13 protein-coding genes are annotated in these 15368 nt (G+C 69.7%); 9 read left to right on the top strand and 4 right to left on the bottom strand.

The window, feature by feature from the left end; genetic code table 11:
- The first annotated feature begins 177 nt into the window (after positions 1 to 177).
- From hemL to OG194_RS19570, 9 genes are all read left to right on the top strand, one after another.
- A complete protein-coding gene (gene hemL, locus OG194_RS19610) occupies positions 178 to 1485 on the top strand; it encodes a glutamate-1-semialdehyde 2,1-aminomutase (protein ID WP_327407134.1) in 1308 nt (435 codons plus the stop codon).
- Positions 1482 to 2168, top strand: a complete 687-nt coding sequence (locus OG194_RS19605) for a histidine phosphatase family protein (RefSeq protein WP_327402124.1) — start codon at positions 1482 to 1484, stop codon at positions 2166 to 2168. Before hemL ends, OG194_RS19605 begins: the two co-directional genes overlap by 4 nt.
- A gap of 167 nt (positions 2169 to 2335) precedes the next feature.
- Positions 2336 to 3634: a hypothetical protein gene (locus OG194_RS19600; RefSeq protein ID WP_327402123.1), complete on the top strand. Its 1299-nt coding sequence runs from the start codon at positions 2336 to 2338 to the stop codon at positions 3632 to 3634.
- Between the two features lie 89 nt (positions 3635 to 3723).
- Positions 3724 to 4326: a TlpA family protein disulfide reductase gene (locus tag OG194_RS19595; RefSeq protein ID WP_200686858.1), complete on the top strand. Its 603-nt coding sequence runs from the start codon at positions 3724 to 3726 to the stop codon at positions 4324 to 4326.
- A 6-nt stretch (positions 4327 to 4332) separates the two neighbouring features.
- On the top strand, positions 4333 to 5094 hold the full coding sequence (locus tag OG194_RS19590; protein WP_327402122.1) for a cytochrome c biogenesis CcdA family protein: 762 nt from the start codon (positions 4333 to 4335) through the stop codon (positions 5092 to 5094).
- Positions 5095 to 5097: 3 nt separating this feature from the next.
- Entirely contained in the window at positions 5098 to 7251 is a 2154-nt protein-coding gene (locus tag OG194_RS19585) for a cytochrome c biogenesis protein ResB (RefSeq protein WP_327402121.1), read from the top strand.
- Positions 7248 to 8366 (top strand): c-type cytochrome biogenesis protein CcsB, encoded by a 1119-nt coding sequence (ccsB, locus tag OG194_RS19580; protein WP_327402120.1) that lies wholly within the window; start codon positions 7248 to 7250, stop codon positions 8364 to 8366. The genes OG194_RS19585 and ccsB overlap by 4 nt, the downstream gene beginning before the upstream one ends.
- A gap of 103 nt (positions 8367 to 8469) precedes the next feature.
- Entirely contained in the window at positions 8470 to 9072 is a 603-nt protein-coding gene (locus OG194_RS19575) for an RNA polymerase sigma factor (protein WP_327407133.1), read from the top strand.
- Positions 9069 to 10052, top strand: coding sequence for a CU044_5270 family protein (locus OG194_RS19570; RefSeq protein WP_327402119.1), 984 nt, complete (start codon positions 9069 to 9071; stop codon positions 10050 to 10052). The genes OG194_RS19575 and OG194_RS19570 overlap by 4 nt, the downstream gene beginning before the upstream one ends.
- Positions 10053 to 10089: 37 nt before the next feature.
- Here OG194_RS19570 and OG194_RS19565 read toward each other — a convergent pair whose 3' ends face one another.
- The 4 genes from OG194_RS19565 to OG194_RS19550 form a co-directional block, all read right to left on the bottom strand.
- Complete coding sequence (locus tag OG194_RS19565; RefSeq protein ID WP_327402118.1) at positions 10090 to 11631, bottom strand: hypothetical protein; 1542 nt, start codon at positions 11629 to 11631, stop codon at positions 10090 to 10092.
- Positions 11628 to 13766: a hypothetical protein gene (locus OG194_RS19560; RefSeq protein WP_327402117.1), complete on the bottom strand. Its 2139-nt coding sequence runs from the start codon at positions 13764 to 13766 to the stop codon at positions 11628 to 11630. Before OG194_RS19560 ends, OG194_RS19565 begins: the two co-directional genes overlap by 4 nt.
- A 152-nt stretch (positions 13767 to 13918) precedes the next feature.
- A complete protein-coding gene (locus tag OG194_RS19555) occupies positions 13919 to 14908 on the bottom strand; it encodes an isopenicillin N synthase family dioxygenase (protein WP_327402116.1) in 990 nt (329 codons plus the stop codon).
- On the bottom strand, positions 14901 to 15359 hold the full coding sequence (locus OG194_RS19550) for a nucleoside deaminase (protein ID WP_019061264.1): 459 nt from the start codon (positions 15357 to 15359) through the stop codon (positions 14901 to 14903). Before OG194_RS19550 ends, OG194_RS19555 begins: the two co-directional genes overlap by 8 nt.
- Between the last annotated feature and the right edge of the window lie 9 nt (positions 15360 to 15368).

The raw sequence follows: 15368 nt of genomic DNA, 5'->3' as shown, positions 1-15368 counted from the left end.
TGCCCGGTCTCCCGCCGCCTACCCTGATGAGGTCACCGAGTCACCGGAGCCCCAGCTCATCCCGAGAAGTCCCAGAAGCCGGAGAAGTCGCAGGTCATGACCGAAACGTCAAGCGGAACGCCAAGCGAAACGCCCAGCGGAACGTCCAGCGGCGGGGCGAGCGGAGCGCCGCCTGCCCTGCCATATCCCTACGACGCCCCCGTCTCGCAGGCTCTCTTCGACCGTGCGTCGGTCGTCACACCGGGCGGCGTGAACTCCCCGGTGCGCGCCTTCCGCGCCGTCGGCGGCACGCCCCGGTTCATGGTCTCCGGCAATGGTCCCTATCTGACGGACGCCGACGGGCGCGAGTACGTCGACCTCGTCTGCTCCTGGGGTCCCATGATCCTCGGGCACTCCCAGCCCGACGTGATCGCCGCCGTCCACGACGCCGTATCGCGCGGCACCTCCTTCGGCACCCCCGGTGAGGGCGAGGTCGCGCTCGCCGAGGAGATCGTCGCCCGCGTCGAGCCCGTGCAGCAGGTGCGGCTCGTCAGCAGCGGGACCGAGGCGACCATGTCCGCCATCCGGCTCGCCCGCGGGTTCACCGGGCGGCCCAAGGTCATCAAGTTCGCCGGGTGTTACCACGGTCACGTCGACGCGCTGCTGGCCGCCGCCGGTTCCGGTGTCGCCACCTTCGCGCTGCCCGACACCCCGGGCGTCACCGGCGCCCAGGCCGGCGACACGATCGTCCTGCCGTACAACGACCTCGAAGCCGTCAACGAGGCCTTCCACCGGCATCCCGGTGAGATCGCGTGCGTGATCACCGAGGCTTCTCCCGGGAACATGGGCGTCGTGCCGCCGACGGCCGGCTTCAACCAGGGGCTCAGGGACGCCTGCCGGAAGAACGGTGCCCTCTTCATCTCCGACGAGGTGATGACCGGGTTCCGCACCAGCAGGGCCGGGTGGTTCGGGATCGACGGGGTCACCCCGGATCTCATGACCTTCGGGAAGGTCATGGGCGGCGGCTTCCCCGCCGCCGCGTTCGGCGGGCGCGCCGACATCATGGCGCACCTCGCCCCCGCCGGGCCTGTCTACCAGGCCGGCACCCTCTCCGGTAACCCCGTCGCGACCGCCGCCGGCCTCGCCCAGCTGCGGCTCCTCGACGACGCGGCCTACGACACGATCGACGCCGTGTCCGCGCAGATCCAGTCGCTCGTCACCGAGGCGCTCACCAAGGAAGGTGTCGCGCACCGGATCCAGAACGCCTCCAACATGTTCTCCGTGTTCTTCACGGACCGGAGCGTGCGCAACTACGAGGACGCCAAGGCGCAGGAGTCGTACCGCTTCACCGCGTTCTTCCACTCGATGCTGGCGAGCGGGGTCTATCTGCCCCCCTCGTCCTTCGAGTCCTGGTTCGTTTCCACGGCCCACGACGAACGGGCCATCCAGCGGATCGCCGACGCCCTCCCGGCGGCGGCCCGAGCGGCGGCGGAGGCCACCCGATGACCAGCAGTGACACCGACATCACCGTCGTCCACGTGATGCGGCACGGTGAAGTCGCCAACCCCGAAGGGGTGTTGTACGGCCGTCTCCCCGGCTACCACCTCTCCGAGCTGGGGCGGCAGATGGCCGACCGGGTCGCCGAGCACCTCTCCTCCCGCGATGTCACGCACGTCGTCGCCTCCCCGCTGGAGCGCGCGCAGGAGACCGCCACGCCGATCGCGAAGGCGCACGGGCTCGACCTCGCGACCGACGGGCGGCTCATCGAGGCCGACAACGTCTTTCAGGGCAAGACCTTCGGCGTAGGAGACGGCGCGCTGAAGAAGCCCGACAACTGGAAGTACCTCGTCAACCCGTTCAAGCCGTCATGGGGCGAGCCCTACGTCGACCAGGTCGTCCGCATGATGGCCGCGCTGGACGCCGCCAAGGACGCCGCGCGCGGTCACGAGGCGGTGCTGGTCAGCCATCAGCTGCCGATCTGGATCGTGCGGTCGTACGTCGAGCGGCGCCGGCTGTGGCACGACCCGCGCAAGCGGCAGTGCACGCTCGCCTCCCTGACGACCTTCACGTACCGCGGCGACAAGATCGTGTCCGTCGGCTACACCGAGCCGGCCCGTGATCTCGTCCCGGCCCATCTCCTCGCCGGCGCCAAGCCGGTCAAGGGGAAGGACAAAGCGTTCGGCGCCTGACAAAGAACGGGAAAGACGGGAAAGGCGGGTTTGACCTCTCGTCAGGGGCAGGTCCAGTGACAGCCCTGTGACATTTGTTTCGCAACCCACATAGTCAACGGCGAACTTTCTTGTCCGGCGCGTCCTCTCACAGGTAGACCACAGAGGACGCGACGGATGGGGAAGCAATGCGGAGTCTCACTCGACGGGGAGCGCTCGGAGTCGGTGCGGGCGCCGCGGCGGCCGTAGGACTCGCGGGGTGCGGGACGCTCGGTTCGGACGGGTCGAACTCCTCCGGTTCGTCCGGCGGTTCCGGGAAGGGCTCCTCCGGCGGTCCCACCAAGTCCATGGAGCCGCGGGCCAAGCCCATCGGTGACGGCTCGACGTCCTTCACCGGCGCGCAGCCCAAGCAGCCCGCGAAGCCGGTGCCGTTGGAGCCGGGGCAGACCCCGCCGCAGTTCGTGATCTTCTCCTGGGACGGCGCGGGCGAGGTGGGCAACGGCCTGTTCCCCCGCTTCCTCGACCTCGCCAAGCAGTACGGCGCGAGCATGACCTTCTTCCTCTCCGGCATCTATCTGCTGCCCGAGTCGAAGAAGCGCCTGTACAACCCGCCGAACAACGCCCGCGGCGCCTCCGACATCGGCTACCTCACCGACGAACACGTCAAGGCGACGCTCACCAACGTCCGCCGCGCGTGGCTTGAGGGGCACGAGATAGGCACCCACTTCAACGGCCACTTCTGCTCCGGCTTCGGCACGGTCGGCAACTGGACGCCCCAGCAGTGGCGCAGCGAGATCGACCAGGCCAAGTCCTTCGTCAAGGAGTGGCGCACCAACACCGGCTGGACCGACCTGCCGTCCCTGCCCTTCGACTACGAGAAGGAACTCGTCGGCGGCCGCACCCCCTGCCTGCTCGGCCAGGACAACCTGCTGCCCACCGCCCGCTCCCTCGGCTGGCGCTACGACGCCTCCTCGCCCGGCGGCCGCCAGGTCTGGCCCGTGAAGCGCAACGGCGTCTGGGACTACCCGCTCCAGGCCGTCCCCTTCCCCGGGCACAGCTTCGAGGTCCTCTCGATGGACTACAACATGCTGGCCAATCAGTCGGTCAACTCCACCAACGCGCCCGCCTACAACTACCCGGGCTGGCGTACCCAGGCCGCGCAGGCCTACATATCCGGCTTCCAGCGCGCCTACGAGTCGAACCGCGCCCCCTTCTTCATCGGCAACCACTTCGAGCACTGGAACGGCGGCATCTACATGGACGCCGTAGAGCAGGCCTTCAAGCACATCGCCCAGTTGAAGGAGAAGGGCGAGGACGTACGGCTCGTCTCCTTCAAGCAGTTCACCGACTGGATCGACGTGCAGAAGCCCGAGGTGCTGGCCCAGCTGCGCACCCTCGATGTCGGCCAGGCACCGGCCGGCGGCTGGAAGTCGTTCCTGGCCGCGAGCCCCACCGCCTCTTCCACGGCCACCGGATCCGCCGCCTGAAATGCCGTCTGAAATGCGGGTTTCCGCCCGCCGTACGCCATTGAGGGGGGCGCGCAAGATCCCCAGAACGGGCATGCGAAACTTTTCACATGAGTGCCGCCAGTCGCGCCCGTAGCCGCGCCGTCCTGTCGACCGCCGGTGTAGCCGTCGCCGCGTTGGTGCTGTCCGCGTGCAGCTCCGGAGGCACCTCCGGAGGTTCGGGCAACACCAACTTCATCACCGGCTCCGACGGCATCGCGACCGTCAAGAAGGGCGACCGCCAGGCCGCCCCCGACCTGTCCGGCAAGACCATCGACGGCAAGACCCTCAACACCGCCGACTACAAGGGCAAGGTCCTCGTCGTCAACGTGTGGGGCTCCTGGTGCTCCCCGTGCCGCGCCGAGGCGGACAACCTCGTCCAGGTCGCCAAGGCCACCGCCGACAAGGACGTCCAGTTCGTCGGCCTCAACACCCGTGACACCAGCACCGAACCGGCCGTCGCCTTCGAGAAGAAGTACGAGGTCCCGTACCCGAGTCTCTACGACCCGACGGGCCGGCTGATGCTCCGCTTCAAAAAGGGCACCCTCAACCCGCAGGCCATCCCCTCCACGATCGTCATCGACCGGGACGGGAAGATCGCGGCACGCGCACTCCAGGCACTCAGCGAGGACAAGCTCCGCGAGATGCTCGACCCGGTCATCGCGGAGAAGTGAGCTGACGTGCTGCTGGCAGCGGTTACCGAGCCCAACACCACGGTCCGTAGCGGAGCGTTGCTGCTCGCGCTGCCGATCGCCGTGCTCGGCGGACTCGTCTCCTTCTTCTCCCCGTGCGTCCTGCCGCTCGTCCCCGGCTACCTCTCCTACGTCACGGGAGTCACCGGCACCGACCTCGGTGACGCCCGGCGCGGGCGGATGGTCGCGGGCGCCTCTCTCTTCGTCCTCGGCTTCACCGTCGTGTTCGTCTCCGGCGGGGCCCTGTTCGGCTTCTTCGGGCAGACGCTCCAGGAGAACAGGGACGTCCTGTCCAAGGTGCTGGGCGTGCTCATGATCCTCATGGGTGTGTTCTTCATGGGGATGATGCCCTGGCTCACCCAGCGCGAGTTCCGCTTCCACAAGCGGCCGACGACCGGGTTGATAGGGGCTCCGCTGCTCGGCGCGCTCTTCGGCATCGGCTGGACCCCGTGCATCGGCCCGACGCTCGCGTCGGTGCAGGTGCTCTCCATGGACCAGTCGAGTGCCGGGCGCGGCGCCATACTGACCGTCGCGTACTGTCTCGGCCTGGGTGTCCCCTTCGTCCTCACCGCGGTCGCGTTCCGCAAGGCCCTCGGTGCCTTCGGCTGGGTCAAGCGCCACTACGTCTGGGTGATGCGCGTCGGCGGCACCATGATGATCGTGACCGGCGTACTGCTGCTCACCGGCGCCTGGGACGCGCTGGTGCAGGACATGCAGAGCTGGTCCGACGGCTTCACTGTAGGGATCTGATCGATGAGCAAGACGACCGCCGACTCGCCCGCCGAGACGCCCCGGGCCGACCCCTCCGGCGACGACCAGGACCTCGGCGCCGCCGGCTCCCAGCTCTCCACGGCCCCCGTCGAGACCGCCATGCCCGGCTCCTTCGGCGGCAACCGCGCCCCCGGCCTGACCGGCCGGCTCGCCTGGACCGGTCGTGAAGTGCTCGGCTGGGCGCGCTGGTTCTGGCGGCAGCTGACCTCGATGCGGGTCGCGCTGATGCTCCTGTTCCTGCTGTCGCTCGGCGCGGTCCCCGGCTCGCTGATCCCGCAGTCCGGCACCGACGCGCTGAAGGTCTCCGAGTTCCAGGACGCGCACAAGACGCTCGGGCCGATCTACCAGAAGCTCGGCCTCTTCCACGTCTACGGCTCGGCCTGGTTCGGCGCGATCTACGTCCTGCTGTTCATCTCCCTCATCGGCTGCATCATCCCGCGCACCTGGCAGTTCGTCGGCCAGCTCCGCGGCCGCCCGCCGGGCGCGCCCAAGCGCCTCAACCGCCTTCCCGCGTACGCCACTTGGCGCACCGACGCCGAGCCCGAGCAGGTCCGTGAGGTCGCCCTCGCGACGCTGCGGAAGCGGCGCTTCCGGGCGCACGTCGACGGTGACGCCGTAGCCGCCGAGAAGGGCTACCTGCGCGAGACCGGCAACCTCCTCTTCCACCTCGCGCTGATCGTGATGCTGATCGCCTTCGCCTGGGGACAGCTCTTCAAGTCCGAGGGCGACAAGCTGATCGTCGAGGGCGACGGCTTCTCCAACACCCTCACCCAGTACGACGACTTCAAGTCCGGCAACCTCTTCAGCGACGACGACCTCGTGCCCTTCAGCTTCAACCTGAAGAACTTCGTCGGCACGTACGAGCGCACCGGCCCCAACCGCGGCACCCCGAGCACCTTCCAGGCCGACATCACCTACAGCCTCGGCGCCTACGGCAAGGCGGAGAAGCACACGATCAAGGTCAACGAGCCGCTGGAGATCGGCGACTCGAAGGTCTACCTCGTCAGCCACGGCTACGCCCCCGTCGTCACCGTCCGGGACGGCAAGGGCAAGGTGGTCCTCCACCAGGCCGTGCCGATGCTGCCGATCGACTCCAACGTCACCTCGCAGGGCGCGATCAAGGTCCTCGACGGCTACAAGAACACCCAGGGCGTCGCCGAACAGCTCGGTTTCGCCGCCCTGTTCGTGCCGACCTACGCCAAGGGCAGCGGCACGATGTTCTCCCAGTACCCCGGGCTCGACTACCCGGTGCTCAACGTGACCGGCTACCACGGTGACCTCGGCGTCAACTCGGGCGTCCCGCAGAACGTGTACCAGCTGGACACGAAGAACCTGAAGCAGTTCAAGACCGCCAAGGGCGCCATCCTCAAGTCCCAGCTGCTGCCCGGCGAGACGATGACGCTGCCGAACGGCGCCGGGTCGATCACCTTCGACAAGCAGATCAAGGAGTGGGCGGGCTTCCAGGTCGTCCAGCAGCCCGGCACCACCTGGGCCCTGACCGGAGCCCTCACCGCGATCGTCGGTCTGGCCGGCTCCCTGTTCATCCAGCGCCGCCGCGTCTGGGTACGGGCTGCGCGCGGCGCCGACGGGGTGACGGTCGTAGAAATGGCCGGCCTCGGCCGCAGCGAGTCCGCGAAACTCCCCGAGGAACTCGGCGACCTGGCCGCACTGGTGCACGACCGGGCCCCGACGAAGAGGGACGGGGGCTCGACGAAGTCCGACACCGGTTCGGCGAAGCCCGACCAGGGCTCGGCGAAGTCCGATGGGGGCTCGATCAAGTCCGACACCGGCTCGGCGAAGTCCGACCGGGGCTCGACCAAATCCGAGACCGGCTCGCCCACTTCCGGCATCGGCCCGACGAAGACCGGCGAGGGCTCGACCACGGCCGAGACCGGCTTGCCCACGCCCGGCACCGCCTCGACGAAGTCCGACCAGGGCTCGGCGAAGACCGACGAGGCCCCGACCAAGACGGACGGGGGCTCGACCACGTCCGAGACCGGCTCGCCCACGCCCCGCACCGGCCCGGCGAAGACCGACGACGACCCGAAGACCCCCACCCCCACCTCCGACGCCGACACCCACGACTCCGACTCCGGCGTCGAACCGCCCGTACCCGCCGAAGGGGCTGAGAAGTGACTCTCGCCGCCGCAACCGATATCGCCTCCGTGACCAATCTGGCCGCTGCCACCAACGAGCACCTGGCCAACCTCAGCAACACGCTGATCTACTCCTCGATGGCCGTCTACACCCTGGCCTTCTTCGCGTACATCGCCGAATGGACCTTCGGCAGCCGCAGCAAGATCGGCCGTACGGCCGCCGCGCTGACCGGTGCCGACGCGAAGAAGGCGGCGGCGCCCGCCGTCACCGTGCAGAACGCCGGCGGCACCACCGTGCTGGAGCGGCCGAAGGTCGTCGTCCGGGCCGCGTCCGGCTCGCGCGATGTACCGGACGGTCCCGGCGCGCACGGCGGGGACGAACAGGGCGACCTCTACGGCCGTATCGCCGTGTCCCTCACCGTTCTCGCGTTCCTCGTGGAGCTGAGCGGCGTCCTCGCCCGCGCGGCCTCGGTGGAGCGGGCGCCCTGGGGCAACATGTACGAGTTCAACATCACCTTCTCCACGGTCGCCGTCGGCGTGTACCTCACGCTGCTGCTGCTCAAGAAGAACGTGCGCTGGCTCGGCCTGTTCCTGGTCACGACGGTCCTCCTCGATCTCGGCATCGCCGTCACTGTCTTGTACACCGCCAGCGATCAATTGGTTCCCGCCCTCCACTCGTACTGGCTGTACATCCACGTCTCGACGGCGATCATCTGCGGCGCGGTCTTCTACGTGGGCGCCGTCGGCACACTGCTCTACCTCTTCAAGGACTCGTACGAGAGCAAGTTGGCCAACGGCGGCAAGCCCGGCGCCTTCGCCACCTCCGTCATGGAGCGGCTGCCCGCCTCGGCGAACCTCGACAAGTTCTCCTACCGCGTCAACGCGGCCGTCTTCCCGCTGTGGACGTTCACGATCATCGCGGGCTCGATCTGGGCCGAGTCGGCCTGGGGCCGCTACTGGGGCTGGGACCCCAAGGAGACCTGGGCGTTCATCACCTGGGTCGCCTACGCCTGCTACCTGCACGCCCGCGCCACGGCCGGCTGGAAGGGCCGCAAGGCCGCCTACCTGGCCCTGATCGCCTTCGGCTGCTGGATCTTCAACTACTACGGCGTCAACATCTTCGTCGGCGGCAAGCACTCCTACGCCGGCGTGTAAGCCGCGACTCCCGTACGGCGAAGGCCGGTTCCGTGTGACATGGGTCACCGGAACCGGCCTTCGTCGTACGGACAGGTAGAGGGGTGTGGATACGAATCTGCGGTTGAGGAAACGCATCCGCGCGGGGGACCATGACGCCTTCGGCGAGCTCTTCGACGCGTACGCACGCTCCGTCTACAACCACGCCTTCCGGCTCACGGGGGACTGGGCGCAGGCCGAGGACATCGTGTCGCTGACCTTCCTGGACGCCTGGCGCCTGCGCGGCAAGGTCGACGAGGAGGGCGGTTCGCTACGGCCCTGGCTGCTCGGCATCGCCACCAACGTCACGCGCAACGCGCGCCGCGCCGCCCGAAGACACACGGCGGCGCTCTCCCGGCTGCCCCGTGACGAGGTCGAGCGCGACTTCGCCGACGAGGTCGCCGCCCGCCTCGACGACACCGCCGAACTCGCCCTCGTACGCACCGCGTTGGCCACCCTGCGCCGCGCCGAGCGCGAGGTGCTCGCCCTGTGCGTGTGGTCCGGCCTCGACTACCGGGCCGCGGCCGAGGCGCTCGGGGTGCCGGTGGGGACCGTACGGTCGCGGCTCTCACGGGCGCGCGCAAAGCTCGCGAAACATCTGAAAAGTGTGGAACTCCCCTTGCGGGACGGACAGATGAATGGTGACCGCGGCAGTGCGGTCGGGCCCCTGAGGGAGGGACAACGATGAATCAACTCCCGGAACTTCCCGAGAGAGACCTTCCGCCGGGCCGTCACCGACTCCTCAAGGAGCATCTGATGACCGAGATCCGGCACGAGACCGCAGCTGTCACCGCGGCTGTCCAGGAGAGCGCGCCCGCTTCCCGGCGGAACAAGTGGCTGCGCCCCGCGCTCGCCGCGACCGCCGTCGCCACCGCCGCGGCCGTCACCTTCGTCGTCCTGCCGTCCTCCGGCTCCGCCCCGGCGGCCGCGCAGCCGCCGAGCAGCGCGACGACCGCGCTCCTGGAGCACATCGCGCTGGCGGCCGAGCACGAGAAGTCCTACGGCACGGTCCGCGACGACCAGTTCGTGTACGTGGACAGCAAGGTGTCCTACGCCGCGTACGAGGAGGGCGAGAAGGCGAAGATCGCGCCGCTGCACCGGCAGGAGGTGTGGATGACGGTGGACGGTCTGCACAAGGGGCTGAAGGTGGAGGCGGGCGAGAAGCCGTTCGTCATCCCGGTCGACGTGAAGCCGGGCTGGCTGAAGTCGGGCAACGGCGGCTGGGAGGTCTCGTCCTACTACAACCACGTCAAGACGCTGCCGACCGACGCCGCCGCGATGTACGAGTACCTCGCCAAGACCGCCCCGAAGTACAGCGGCCAGGAGAAGTACCAGGCGATGTTCGTGCTGGTCGGCGATCTGCTCCACGATTCGATCGTGCCGCCGGAGCAGAGCGCGGCTCTCTTTCGGGCCGTGGCCAAGATTCCCGGGGTGACGGCGGTCCAGGGCGTGAAGGACGCCGCAGGGCGGACCGGTGTCGCCATCGGCCGCGACGATCCCGACAACCCGACCCGGGACGAGTGGATCTTCGACGCGAAGACCTACGAGTTCCTCGGCGAGCGCGAGGTGGCCACCAAGGACAACGCGGGCGTGAAGAAGGGCACGGTCACCGCCGACACCGCCGTCCTGCGCCGGGCCATCGTCGACAAGGCGGGCGAACGGCCGTAGGAATCAGGGGTGTTCAGGCTGTAGCGAACAGCGGTGTTCAGGCCGGAGGCAGGCAGTCCTTCGCGGGTGGTCTGTCCTCCGGCCAGGCGATCCTCACGAAGCGGGAGCCGCCCTTCGGGGTGAGTTCCACTATCGGTACGGCCTTGTCGTACGGGTTGCCGTGGACGTCCAGGCAGATCCAGCCGCTCGCCCCGTTCACCCGCAACGAGCCCTTCACCTGCGGCCATTGGAGGCCGACGTCGGCCAGCGGCGGGATCTTCCGCTGGTCGGGGGTGGCCTCGCGGATGCCGTGGACGGCGAGGCGCATCGCGTCGTAGGCGATGATCGCCTGGCCGTCGTCGAGGGAGGCCGGGCCGATCGGGCCGACGGGGGAGGTCTTGGCGGTGGCCACCAGCTTCTCCAGGTCCCGGGTGTCCTGGGCCGAACCACCCGTCGCCGGGGGCTTGTTGACCCAGGCGTCCGGGTGGGCGAGGGCCGTGTAGCGGACGGCGACGCCGTGTTGCAGGGCGCTGCGGTCGAGCTTCTTGTCGCCGGTGAGGTACGAGCCCTCGTCGCCGGTGAGCACGGTGAACGTGCGGGACTGGCAGCCGCGGCGGCCCAACGCGTTGATGAACTGGCGGAGTTGGGTGTGCCGTCCGGCGAAGAACACGGTGTCCAGCCTGGCGTCCGTGTCGCAGACGAGGTCGGCGATCTGCCGGAAGGTGTTGGGCGTGCTGCCTTCCTGGCTGCGGTCGGCGGGCGGGGTGAACGGCCAGGAGCCGTACGGCGAGCCCTTGAGCAGCGTGGCGAAGGCCTGTTGGAGCGTCTTCGTGTACGGGTCGCCGGGCTTGTCGTAGACCAGCAGGGCCCGGTCGGCGGTCACCTTGGCGTAGGCGGCGAGGGCGCGGGCCTCGTCGGTGTTGGTGGGGGAGACGCGGGCCAGACCGGGGTAAGGGTCCTTGCCCTGCTGGCCGTTGGCGAGGTCGTCGGCGGTGATGGAGGTGCCGATCACCGGGACGCCGAGCCGGGTCAGTTCCGCGACGGCCTTCTTGTTGTTGTCGGTGCTCGTCCCTATGCCGGTGACCGCGCGCAGCCGGTCGGACGAGGTCGTCATCGTCACTATCCGGTCGACGGTCCGCTCCCAATAGGCGCCCGTGGCACCGGGGTTGGCGAGGACCAGCCGGATGTACGGGGTCTCGCCGTTGTCGTCGTGGTTGGCCTGGTACTGGGCGAGATAGGCGCCCTGAAGCTCGTGCCCCACGTCGTTCATGGTGTCGGCGTCGGTCGCGGTGAACGGCTCGAAGAGCGCGACGGTGACGTACGTGCCCGCCTTGAGGGTGCGGTTCTCGCGGTCCATCGCCCTGATGGTGTCGGCGAATTGACGCTGCCCGAAGTCGAACGAGGAGGTCGACACCCCCACGCACTCGGAACTGTCCTCGGGCCGGGCCACCCCGGCCGCGCAGGTGCGGTCGTCGTGCAGGAGGGTGCGGGTCAGCTGGACCAGCCCGAAGACCAGCGCGGCGGCGACCACGAGGGCCGTGTAGCGGTAGAGCGGGATCGTCCGGATCCGCTGGACCAGTTCGTGCGGCCACGCTCTCATCGTCCGCCCCCGTCTCGGTCGTCGCCGCCCGGCACCCTCAACGGGCGCCCGGCCAGGGCCAGTTCGGGCCACTGCTGGGCGGCCCGCCACAGCGGTTCGCTGCCCGCGGGCCAGATGTTCGACAACTGCTCCAGATCGAAGTGCATCCGCCCCGCGACCTCCTCGTCCGGCAGCACCAGCGGATCCGTCACCTGCCACACCGCGTGCAGCAGCCGCCGTACCGTCAGATGCAGGGCCGGGTCCACACCGGCCGGGGGGTCCTCCTCGGCGTCCGTGCGGGCGAGCGCGACGGCCTTGCGGTGGTCGCCGGGCGCGCCGATGTCCCGGCCGTGCGGATCGTGCGCGTGGTAGTAGGGCGCGGCGGTGACGAACAGCAGCGTCTCCAGCCAGGCGTACGGCGTGATGGTGCGGAAGGTGTTGCGCAGGTACGCGACCGCGTCCGCCGTGTCGCCCAGGGCGAGTTCGTGGTGCAGGCGGTAGCGGGCGCGGGCCGGGGTGTCCGGGTTGCCGGGCAGGCCGTCGTAGTGCGAGAGCAGGGAGCGGTGGACGGCACGCCAGCGGCCGTGGTCGGCGTCGTCGAGGTGCAGGCGGAGCAGGAGCAGGGTGCGCAGGAAGGGGTCGCCGACGAAGTAGCCCTCGGCCGGGGGGAGTCCCTCGGCGGTGAGCTGGGTGCGCAGCCGGTTCACCCCGGCCGCCCCGAAACTGTCCCCGAGCCGGGCCTCGGCCAGGGCCCGCGCCGAGTCCCCGTCGTGCGCGGTGGCGAGCACGGCCAGCTCCTCCGCGAGTCCCGGCGGCACCAGTCGGTCGAGCAACTCCCGGTACACGGGCCGCCGTTCACCCTCCGCGTCCCCGTCCGGCTTGAGCCCGGCGGTCAGCAACTCGCCCGGACTGACCGCCCCCGCGGGCCGGTTCTGCCGTACGGCCTGTCCCAGCACCGCGGCCCCCAGCGGACTGCCGGCCGTCAACCGGTGGATGGCGTACGGCAGTTGGGGCGGCACCTCGACACGCGTAGAGCCGTCGGCGTCGGTGGCGCACATGTCGGCGATGACGCGCCGCGCCTCCTCGGGAGTCAGCGCGGGCAAGGTCACCAACAAGGCCCGGGACGAGGGCGAGGCCCCCGGCACCCAGCCGCTCGCACGCGCCACCTCGGGCAGCGGATGCCGTACGGCGTCCGGCAGTTCGGGGTGACGACGGCCGCGCAGCCCGGCGAAGAACACCACCTGGTCACCGGTGCCGTCGGCACGCTCCCGCAGTACGGCCTTCATCAGCCCGGGACCGGGCCCCGACTGCACGTTGTCGACGAGGACGACCGGCCGCCCCACCCGGCGCATCCGCTCCCACCGGCGCCCGTAGGTGTCCGTCAGATCGGCCAACAGGGCGCGCAGCAGCCAGCGTTCGGCGTCCGCGCGGGAGGTGCCGTCGGCGCGGAAGTCGCGGGCGATCTCGATCAGCCCGCGCTTGGCGTCACCGCTCGCGCCCGGGTAGGCGCTGTACCAGTCCGCGCCCGCCTTCAGCAGCCCGTTCGGCGTCCACACCAGGTCGAAGAGGGTGTCCAGGGTCGCCTCGATGACGGCCTGGCCGACCGGCCCGGTCCCCGACAGATTGGCGATCAGCCGGGAGGCGACCTTGCCGGCCCAGCCCTGCGCGATCACCGCCCAGCGCCGCGCCGGGTCGCTCAGCAGCAGGATGCGCCGGGCCTCCTCGCGGGCACTGTCCTCGTCCCGCGAGCCCCACCCGGTCGCGCACACGGCCAGCAACCCGGCTTCCAGGCGCGGGAAGTCGATGCTCCCGGCCCCGTGCACCACCGGCTCCCGCAGCTGCTCCGCGACGGTCGCCAGCGCCTGCCACACCGGCGACCAGGTGGCGGCGGGTCGCCCGTCCGGCAGCCGGGTCAGCCGGTCCGCCTCGCAGTCGATGAGCGCGACCGGCGTGTGCCCGCGGTACGCGCTCCGCAACTCGGCCAGCGCCATGCTCTTGCCGAGCCCGCGCGCGCCCGCGAGCACCACGAAGGGCGGTTCCGGATGTTCGTACGGCGAGGTGAGCAGCTCGTACGGCCGCAGGCCGATCAGGCGCGAGGCGAGACCGGGCGGCTGTGCCTCGAACAGCGCCCCGCGTCCATGCAGCCCTCTTCCCACCGCATCTCCCCCTGAGCGGTCGCCTGGCACCGGAACCTGTCTATCAACACCAGGGTAAATAGGGGGAGTTGTTTCGGACCAGATCGCGTGGTGTCCGTTGGGTTACGAAAATATCGGAACAGCGAACATAACCGACAGAAAATTAGGCAGCCTCAGTCGACGGTGATCGAGTCCAGCTTCTCCCGCAGATAGACATGCGAGTCGACGGCCTCGTACGCCACCCGCCCGACCGGCGCGGGCACGGACTCCACGAGCGTGCCCGGGGTGCACTCGCCGAAGTACACGAGCGACATCAGCTCCTCGGCGGGCGCGTCGGCGGGCGGCGGCAGCACGCGGTGCCGCCCGGACCGCCACCGGTCCCCGGTCCAACGGGCCATCAGATCACCGATGTTGATGGTGAACGCCTCCGCATCGAACGGCGCGTCCTCCCACCCGCCCTCATCGGTGAAGACCTGAAGTCCCCCCTTCCCGGCCTGCCGGTCGAGGATCGTCACCGTCCCGAAGTCGGTGTGCGGCCCGATCCGGAACTGCCCCGGCTCCGGCTCCCCGACGACCTCGACCCCCGGGTACCAGTTGATGTTGAACCCGTACGTCGGATGGTCCATGTGCTGGGAGAAGAAGTCGGGTTCGAGCCCGAGCGCGACCCCGAGCAGCGACAGCAGCTGCTTCTCCAGCTCGCCCATCCGGTCGAGGTACTCCTCGCAGAGCGCTTGCAGCTCGGGCACCTCGTCCGGCCACACATTGGGCGCGTACCACTCCGCGTTGATCTCCGGGTCGTCGAAGGGCTTGTGCGTGGCGAAGGTCAGCGACTCCTTCAGATCGGGCGGGGTCTCGGTCCCCTCCGAGTACCCGTTGGCCTCGGCACCGGGCCCGAGCCAGCCACGCCCGCCGACCTTGGCGGAGTAGGCCTCTTTGACGTCGACGGGGAGGGCGAAGAAGGCGCGGGAGGCCTCCCGGATCCGGGAGCGGAGACTCGGGTCGACCCCGTGCCCGGTGACGAGCAGGAACCCGGCCGTCTGGAGGGCGTCGTCGACGGTACGGGCGATGTCTTTCCGCGTCCGCTCGTCCCCGTCGATCCAGGGCCCGAGGTCGATGGTCGGGATGCGGGGTTCGGTCTGGGGCTGGGTCTGGGGCTCAGTCACCGATGTCCTCGTTCCAGAGTGCAGGGTTGTTCTTGATGAAGTCGCGCATCAGCGAGGTGCACTCGGGGTCGTCGAGGAGGACGATCTCCACACCGTGCTCGGCGAGCCAGTCGTGCCCGCCGTGAAAGGTGGCGGCCTCGCCGACGACGACCCGCGAGATACCGAACTGCCGCACCAGCCCGGAGCAGTACCAGCAGGGCGAGAGGGTCGTGACCATGGTCGTCCCCCGGTACGACCGCTGCCGCCCCGCCGCCTTGAACGCTGCCGTCTCCGCGTGCATCGAGGGGTCGTCGTCCTGGACGCGCCGGTTGTGGCCGCGCCCCAGCAGGGTGCCGTCGGCGCCGTAGAGCGCGGCGCCGATCGGGATGCCGCCCTCGCCGAGCCCGGCGCGGGCCTCCGCGACGGCGGTGGCGAGCCAGGCGCTCGCCTGTGCCTGATCCAAAGGCTTCATGTCTTCACT

The sequence above is a fragment of the Streptomyces sp. NBC_01288 genome (assembly GCF_035982055.1).
Taxonomy (GTDB): domain Bacteria; phylum Actinomycetota; class Actinomycetes; order Streptomycetales; family Streptomycetaceae; genus Streptomyces.
This window is presented reverse-complemented; position numbering and strand designations above follow the sequence as displayed.

What these genes read in the sequence shown, in the direction of transcription:
- OG194_RS19565 (WP_327402118.1), bottom strand. Translation starts at nt 11,631, where the DNA reads ATGAGAGCGTGGCCGCACGAACTGGTCCAGCGGATCCGGACGATCCCG.
- OG194_RS19595 (WP_200686858.1), top strand. Translation starts at nt 3,724, where the DNA reads ATGAGTGCCGCCAGTCGCGCCCGTAGCCGCGCCGTCCTGTCGACCGCC.
- OG194_RS19605 (WP_327402124.1), top strand. Translation starts at nt 1,482, where the DNA reads ATGACCAGCAGTGACACCGACATCACCGTCGTCCACGTGATGCGGCAC.
- OG194_RS19585 (WP_327402121.1), top strand. Translation starts at nt 5,098, where the DNA reads ATGAGCAAGACGACCGCCGACTCGCCCGCCGAGACGCCCCGGGCCGAC.
- OG194_RS19600 (WP_327402123.1), top strand. Translation starts at nt 2,336, where the DNA reads ATGCGGAGTCTCACTCGACGGGGAGCGCTCGGAGTCGGTGCGGGCGCC.
- OG194_RS19550 (WP_019061264.1), bottom strand. Translation starts at nt 15,359, where the DNA reads ATGAAGCCTTTGGATCAGGCACAGGCGAGCGCCTGGCTCGCCACCGCC.
- OG194_RS19570 (WP_327402119.1), top strand. Translation starts at nt 9,069, where the DNA reads ATGAATCAACTCCCGGAACTTCCCGAGAGAGACCTTCCGCCGGGCCGT.